1 protein-coding gene and 1 pseudogene are annotated in these 816 nt (G+C 62.6%); both read right to left on the bottom strand.

The features are described from left to right. The coding region (locus GIW04_RS31075) for an ATP-binding cassette domain-containing protein (RefSeq protein WP_236479655.1) at positions 1–436 on the bottom strand (436 nt) is incomplete at its 3' end. Further along, positions 433–816: pseudogene (locus tag GIW04_RS31070) on the bottom strand (arabinose ABC transporter substrate-binding protein); the annotation flags it as partial. The pseudogene GIW04_RS31070 and the gene GIW04_RS31075, both read right to left, overlap by 4 nt.

Below are 816 nucleotides of genomic sequence, written 5' to 3'. Positions count from 1 at the left end.
GGCCCAGGGACAGGCGCCCAAGCTTCTCGTCAGGGTCGATTTCATCGGCCAGGCCCTTGAGGCAGGCCAGGGCCTGCTTGCGCAGCAGGCCCCGGTTGACCACGCCAAAGCGCGTGGGCAAATGCCCGAGAAACAGGTTCTCGGCCACGCTCATTTCCGGCACCAGGTGCAGCTCTTGGTGAATCACCGCCACGCCGCTGGCGATGCTGTCGGCGGCGCATTTGAAGGCCATGGTCTGCGCGCCGATCTGCACGGTGCCGCTGGACGGAATGTAGGCGCCGCCGAGGATTTTCAGCAGGGTCGACTTGCCTGCGCCGTTCTCGCCCATCAGCGCGTGCACCTGCCCCGGGTGGGCGGTGAAGCAAATGCCATCCAACGCCTTGACCCCGGGAAAGGTCTTGCCGATGCCGTCAAACCGCAGGGCCGCAGCGGTCATTTCCACAGCCCGATCTTGGTCAGTTCCGCTTGGAAGTTTTCGCGGGTGATCAGCGTCACTTCGTCCATGGCCGTGTATTTCGGCGGCTCGGTACCCTTAGTCACCCACTCGTACATCATCTCGGCGGTTTTGTAGCCTTCAATGTGCGGGCTGGGGAGCATCGAACCAAAGAAGCCGCTGTTGGCTTTCTTCAATTCGCCGATGGCGTCGGTACCATTGATGCCGATGCCGATCACATTGGCTGCGGCGAAACCGGCACTTTCGGTGGCGCGCACGCCGCCGAGCACGGTGTTGTCGTTCATGCCGCCGATGATCAGGTTTTTCGCGCTACCTGGCAGTTTGACCAGCGCCGAGTTGGTGGCGTCCATACTGCCTGGCAC

It is taken from the genome of Pseudomonas sp. PA-4-8C, assembly GCF_021606625.1.
In the GTDB taxonomy this organism is placed as follows: domain Bacteria; phylum Pseudomonadota; class Gammaproteobacteria; order Pseudomonadales; family Pseudomonadaceae; genus Aquipseudomonas; species Aquipseudomonas lactis.
This window is presented reverse-complemented; position numbering and strand designations above follow the sequence as displayed.